This window comes from Limosilactobacillus pulli, assembly GCF_947381555.1.
Classification (GTDB): domain Bacteria; phylum Bacillota; class Bacilli; order Lactobacillales; family Lactobacillaceae; genus Limosilactobacillus; species Limosilactobacillus pulli.
The window spans coordinates 1-6,378 of sequence record NZ_CANCWQ010000050.1 but is presented as its reverse complement, the minus strand read 5'-3'; the positions used below and the strand labels follow the sequence as shown (position 1 = coordinate 6,378).

Genomic DNA, 6,378 nt, shown 5'->3' with positions numbered 1-6,378 from the left:
ATTGGGCTATAGCCAAGTGGTAAGGCAACGGTTTTTGGTACCGTCATGCGCTGGTTCGAACCCAGCTAGCCCAACTGAATAACCGCCAGATGACTTGATGTCGTCTGGCGGTTTTTTTTATTGTTTACGATAATTGATTGTGCTTGGCGTGCTTTACACTAGTGAGGTTTACAATCAAGCTGATTTGCTTTGATTTACTTATTGGGGCAGGTTTGTTTGATAAATGTAATTTAAGATTAGACAGTGCAAAAAAACAATTTTATATAAAATCCCAGTGTTTTAACTAAAGTAGAGAAGGCATTATCAGCTGAGCGATAGTCACTATGCCAAGATCCTACACAATAACATCTGATGAAAAAAATCAAATTATTTCACACTATTAAAAATAGCTTGTATAAAATGGCCAATATACACCGTCTCAAAGGTTATAATTTAATAGTAAAACTATATTGGGAAGGTAATCTATGAAAAGCAATAATACAGAAGAACTAGCCTTTGAAGATGAATTGATTGAGTATCTGCAGCATGTTGGTGCAAGTCGCCAATGGAAATATGAAGAAGAAATTAAAACAACCAATCAACTTTGGGCTAATTTTAGAAAGATTCTTGAACAGAACAACCAGGATAAGTTGGATGGCAAGCCGCTTTCAGACACGGAATTCAGCCAGGTAAAAAAACAGGTTGAAAGCTTGGATAATCCTTATAAAGCCGGCATCTTTTTATATGGTGTCGGTGGTAAGAGCCAAGTATCGGTTGAGCGGGATGAAGATGGCAAGTCAGTGATTTTAACAGTGTTTGACCAAGATCAAATTGGTGGCGGCAATACTGTATATCAAATGGTTAATCAAATTCAGCGTGATCTGGTTATTAGTGGTAAAAAGCCACGTCGATTTGACGTTACGCTGCTGATCAATGGTTTGCCGATTATACAGATTGAGGAAAAACGCGATTCCATCAGTACTGATAAGGCGTTTAATCAAATGAAGCAGTACCTTAGTGAACGTCAATATAGCGGGATTTATTCGACACTCCAAATCATTGTAGGGATGACGCGCAATGAAATTCGCTATATGGCTTTGCCGAATGATGCTGATCACTTTAACACGGATTTTGCCTTTGAATGGCAAGACGAAAAGACCAACCGTCCAGTTCACGATTGGCGGGTATTTGCATCCAAGGTACTATCAATTCCGATGGCACACCAGCTGGCTACCAATTACATGATTTTAGATGGCACGCCTTATCATCAAATGATTAAGGTTATGCGTCCTTATCAAGTGTATGCAACGCGTCGGGTAATGGATAAAATCAAGGCGCATGATTTCGAAGTCAATGACCAGCGTTTGGGGTATATCTGGCATACGACTGGATCAGGCAAAACGATTTCGAGTTTTAAAGCTGCCTGGCTTGCATCAAGGCAACCAAACGTTGATAAAGTTGTGTTTTTAGTTGACCGAATCGCACTCACCAATCAAACCGTAGCAGAATATAAGGCCTACGATCCTGAAAATGATACAGAATCTAGTGGTGGCGTGGTAAAAGAAACCGCTAATGTCTCCGATTTGAGTCGTAAACTGAAAAAGAAGGGTAACAGTGTGATTGTCACTTCAACGCAAAAGATGGCGACTTTAGTGCGGCGGCGTGAATATACTGATCAGCAGCACGTGGTCTTTATCGTTGATGAGGCCCATCGATCAACCAGTGGCGACATGATCAAAGACATCAAAAAAGCCTTTCCCCATTCAGCGTGGATTGGGTATACGGGCACACCGGTTTTTGATGACGAAACCATGAATGGCACCAAAAGAAAAAATGCGGCTAAGATAACTACGACCAGAGATATCTTTGGTGATCCGCTACACATCTACACGATCAGAGAGGCAATTGCCGATCGAAACGTCTTGGGATTTAAGGTTGATTTCCAGACGACTCTACCTAAAGATAGCCTGGAAAATGAGTACTTGCCAAAATATTTCAAAAAGATCAACCCAACGTGGACTGATGAGCATATTAAAGAACGGATTAGGAATCTAACGCCGAGTGATATGGACGATTTGATACAACCGAGTGTTTATGATAATAACCAAGAACATGTGCGATTGGTGGTCACGGATATTTTTAAGTACTGGTCGAATCGATCAAATAAAGGACTATATAGTGCGATCTTGACGACTCATGTTGGTGGTGGCAAGGCATCAACGCCAATGGCAATGATGTACTATGATGAGTTTCAGCGTCAAAACAAATTAAGACCTGCTGACCAGCGTTTAAAAGTGGCGATTACGTTTAGCCAGGATACATCGAATGGAGAAAACCAGTATGAGAATAATCAAGGCTTGAGTCGTGCCATTAAAAACTACAATGCGGAATTTGGGACTGGCTTTGATGATACAACGGTAAAAGAATACACCGAAGATGTGGTTAATCGCCTGGCAAGAAATCTGGGTGACGATGCCATTAATCTTGATTTGGTAATTGTAGTTGATCAGTTGTTGACGGGATTTAATGCACCAATGCTTAATACGCTTTATGTCGATCGGACTCTGAAAGGTGCTAATTTAATCCAGGCATATTCGCGGACCAATCGTGTGCAGGATATGGAAAAAAAGCCGTTTGGACGAATCGTTAACTACCGCTGGCCTCAGCACGCAGAAGACTTGATGAATAAGGCGTTGACTCTCTATGCCAATCGTCAGTCGGCTGCCGTGCAAGGTGAGTTGATTGATCGCCCAGATGGAATCGTGGAAAAATCCTATGCTGAATTAGTTGATGAACTGGCAGGAGTCGTGAAGCAGATTAAGAATCTTACCGATAACTTTGACGATGTACCAAAAAGTGAGAATGCGCAGGTTGAGCTATGGCATTCGATGCATCGGTATAATCATCTGATGGTAAAGATTAAACAGGATGATAATTACGATGAAAAGCATCCAGAAAAGTTGTTTGGGCAAGTTAATATGAATGCGCAAGATGAAACGGCACTGACTGGGCGAATCGCAACTAAGCTCAATAAATTGATCAATCAACAAAGAGGCGAATCTGATGATGAGATGCCAATGCCAACGTTAAGAATGGAACACGTAAATGACGTTCGAGTCAACTATGATTACATTGAAGAACTATTGGCACAGTTGGCAAATCAGCTGCATGATGGTGATGAAGCTGGAGCGCAAAAAACGCATGAGCAATTGCAGAGCTATACCAATCTAATTGAAGACGAAAAGTATGCTGCTCAGCTGGTGGCTTTCATTAAGGCCTTGTTCGATCGGGCAGTTCAAGGCGGTACTTATCCGCTTCAAGGCAAGGATGCGGGAAAACTGTTGCGATCATATGCTAAAGGCAGTGAATCAAACGATATTGAGCAGTTTATGCAAAAATGGGGCTTAATGAACCTAAATAAAGATAAGATTACTCATTTGATACAGCAGCATACGCTTGAACATGATGATCTGGATACGAAGAATGAATTAGGAGACATTCTTAATGAAGCTCAAAAATCATACCAGACTACGGCACATGATCAAGAAGTCCGGAATCTGAAAAGAATGAAATATCGAACCCATTTGCGGCAGGCCTTTAATGATTTCGCCGATACGATGAAACGCAAATACTAGAGTTAGGAGAGTCAAAATGTCAAAAGCACAAGATGTATCAAGCCAACTTTGGAGCATGGCAAACGAACTGCGTGGGACGATGGATGCCAGCGAATACCGTAACTATATCCTTGGATTTATGTTCTACCGTTACCTATCAGAAAAACAGGAAAAATATCTGATTGATAATGATATTTTTGATCAGGTAGAAGGAAAGAGCATTAATGATCTATATCGACAAGACGCAGTTGGTGATGATTTAAAGGACTACTTGGAAGATATCTCTGGGGCGTTAGGATATGCAATTGCGCCAGAAGATACCTGGACCACATTGATGGAAAAAATCCATGACAGCAAGGCAAATGCCGAAGATTTTCAAAATATTTTTGATCATTTTGAAGAAAACGCGCAGCTTAATTCATTTGCCGAAAAGGACTTTCGTGGGGTTTTTGCTGATGTCAATCTGAACAACAGTCGACTGGGAAACAATCTGGCTACACGAACCAAAGCTTTAATTGCAACCGCCAAAATGGTAAACGACTTTGATTATTTTGATGAAAATGGGCATGATATCTTAGGAGACGTCTATGAATATCTGATTAAGCAGTTTGCCAGCAATGCCGGAAAGAAGGCCGGTGAATTTTACACGCCGCATGAAGTATCTAAGGTCTTGGCTAAGTTGGTAGCAGCCAACATGGACCTGAATCAAGAATCATTTTCAATTTATGACCCGACGATGGGATCCGGCTCCTTGCTGCTGACCGTGCGTGATGAGATTCCAAAAGGTCGACAAAAGGGACGAGTACGTTTTTACGGTCAAGAACTGAATACGACGACTTACAACCTGGCGCGTATGAATTTAATGATGCATGGCGTTGATTATGGTAATATGACGCTGCGCAATGCTGATACTTTGGCAATGGACTGGCCAGACGGATTGGACCAAGATGGGGTTGATCGTCCTCACTTTTTTGATTCTGTCGTTGCCAACCCACCATATTCACAAAAATGGGATGCTGATTCGAGTAAATTAAAAGATCCACGATTTAAAGATTACGGTGCACTTGCTCCCAAGGGTAAGGCTGACTATGCTTTCTTGCTGCACTCTCTGTATCACCTGGAGCAAAATGGTACGATGGCGATTGTTTTGCCACACGGGGTTCTTTTCCGTGGAGCAGCAGAAGGCAAAATTCGCAAAGCCTTATTAGCAAAAGGGCAAATTGACGCAATTATTGGGATGCCAGCTGGCTTATTCTATTCTACGGGTATTCCAACAATTGTAATGGTCTTAAAAAAGCATCGTGATAATCGAGACGTTTTGTTTATCGACGCTTCAAAAGGCTTTGAAAAGGGCAAAAACCAAAATATCCTGCGTGATCAAGACATTGACAAGATTATCGAGACATATAAAAAACGCCAAGACGTCGATAAATACGCGCACTTGGCCACAATGGATGAAATTAAGGAGAACGAGTTTAACCTTAACATCCCTCGATATGTTGATACTTTTGAAGAAGAACCACCAATTGATATTGTGGCCTTGAGTAAAGAAATGCAGGACATCGATCAAAAAATTGCTCAAAGTGAAGCTGAATTTTTGTCATTGGTCGATGATCTTGATGTGAATGAACATACGCAATCCACTATTAATGCGATTAAGGCGGTGTTTAAGCATGACTAAACAAAATGAAAAAGATGCTAAACGAGTCCCAGAACTGCGGTTTAAAGGCTTTACGGATGATTGGGAGCAAGTAGAGTTTGGTCATAAAATTTATCGACGAACAAAATCTGAAATGAGTTCTAGTAAATTACCTGGGGTTGAATATGAGGATATTAATTCTGGGCAGGGAACACTAAATAAAGATATAACCAAAAAGAGCATTAGAAAAAAAGGGATTTTTTTTCAACCTTTCGATGTATTATTTGGAAAACTTCGACCTTATCTAAAAAATTGGCTTTATCCCAATTTTAAAGGTGTTGCTGTAGGTGACTTTTGGGTTTTATATTCAAAATTATTGGAACCTAGCTTTATTTACGGAATGATTCAGACTCAAAAATTTCAAAATGTGGCTAATCTATCGTCTGGTTCAAAGATGCCACGTTCTGATTGGAAGTTAGTCTCAGGGACGTTATTTAGATTTCCTATGAATGAAAATGAGCAAAGAAAAATTGGACTACTATTATTAAATCTCGACAAAACTATCACTTTGCATGAGGAAAAGCATCGCCAGTTAGAACAGCTGAAAAAGGCTTTACTGCAAAAAATGTTTGCGGATGAAACCGGATATCCGGCTCTCCGGTTTAAAAGATTTAGTACCGCTTGGGAACAGCATAAGTTATCAAAACTAACCACAAAAATAGGCACAGGAAAAAGTAAGTACAAATTACAAGATAATGGTAGATATCCAATATTAGGGTCAACTTCAGTGATTGGATATGACAATAATTTTGATTATACTGGAGATTTTATTTTAACTGCACGTGTTGGTGCTAACGCGGGTAATTTATATCGATTTTCAGGATCAGTTAAAATTACTGATAATACAGTGTTTATCAAAAGCAAGTACAACAAGTTTCTGTATTACTACTTACAAAAATATGATTTAAAAAAATTATCCTTTGGAACTGGTCAACCACTAGTTAAGGCTAGCGATTTGAAAAATCTAAAAATCTTAAAGCCAAGATTAGATGAAGAAATATATAGAATTGGCAGATTGCAATAAATAACTTGAACAAATTTAATGACGCAGATTAAGCAAGAAGATCTCAATTGGAGTTCGCCAGT

Annotated in this window: 3 protein-coding genes and 1 tRNA gene; all 4 read left to right on the top strand. The window is 39.9% G+C overall.

All coding sequences use genetic code 11. The features are described from left to right. The first annotated feature begins 2 nt into the window (after window positions 1-2). The 4 genes from QOS03_RS08855 to QOS03_RS08840 all read left to right on the top strand — a co-directional run bounded on the left by QOS03_RS08855 (window position 3) and on the right by QOS03_RS08840 (window position 6,316). Window positions 3-74, top strand: a tRNA-Gln gene (locus QOS03_RS08855). A 390-nt stretch (window positions 75-464) separates the two neighbouring features. After that, on the top strand, window positions 465-3,614 hold the full coding sequence (locus tag QOS03_RS08850) for a type I restriction endonuclease subunit R (RefSeq protein ID WP_283576155.1): 3,150 nt from the start codon (window positions 465-467) through the stop codon (window positions 3,612-3,614). A 16-nt stretch (window positions 3,615-3,630) separates the two neighbouring features. Continuing rightward, window positions 3,631-5,274 carry a type I restriction-modification system subunit M gene (locus QOS03_RS08845; RefSeq protein WP_283576154.1) on the top strand — a complete coding sequence of 548 codons (1,644 nt, stop codon included), beginning with the start codon at window positions 3,631-3,633 and terminating at the stop codon, window positions 5,272-5,274. Beyond that, complete coding sequence (locus QOS03_RS08840; protein WP_283576153.1) at window positions 5,267-6,316, top strand: restriction endonuclease subunit S; 1,050 nt, start codon at window positions 5,267-5,269, stop codon at window positions 6,314-6,316. The genes QOS03_RS08845 and QOS03_RS08840 overlap by 8 nt, the downstream gene beginning before the upstream one ends. Window positions 6,317-6,378 lie beyond the last annotated feature (62 nt).

What these genes read in the sequence shown, in the direction of transcription:
- QOS03_RS08845 (WP_283576154.1), top strand. Translation starts at nt 3,631, where the DNA reads ATGTCAAAAGCACAAGATGTATCAAGCCAACTTTGGAGCATGGCAAAC.
- QOS03_RS08850 (WP_283576155.1), top strand. Translation starts at nt 465, where the DNA reads ATGAAAAGCAATAATACAGAAGAACTAGCCTTTGAAGATGAATTGATT.
- QOS03_RS08840 (WP_283576153.1), top strand. Translation starts at nt 5,267, where the DNA reads ATGACTAAACAAAATGAAAAAGATGCTAAACGAGTCCCAGAACTGCGG.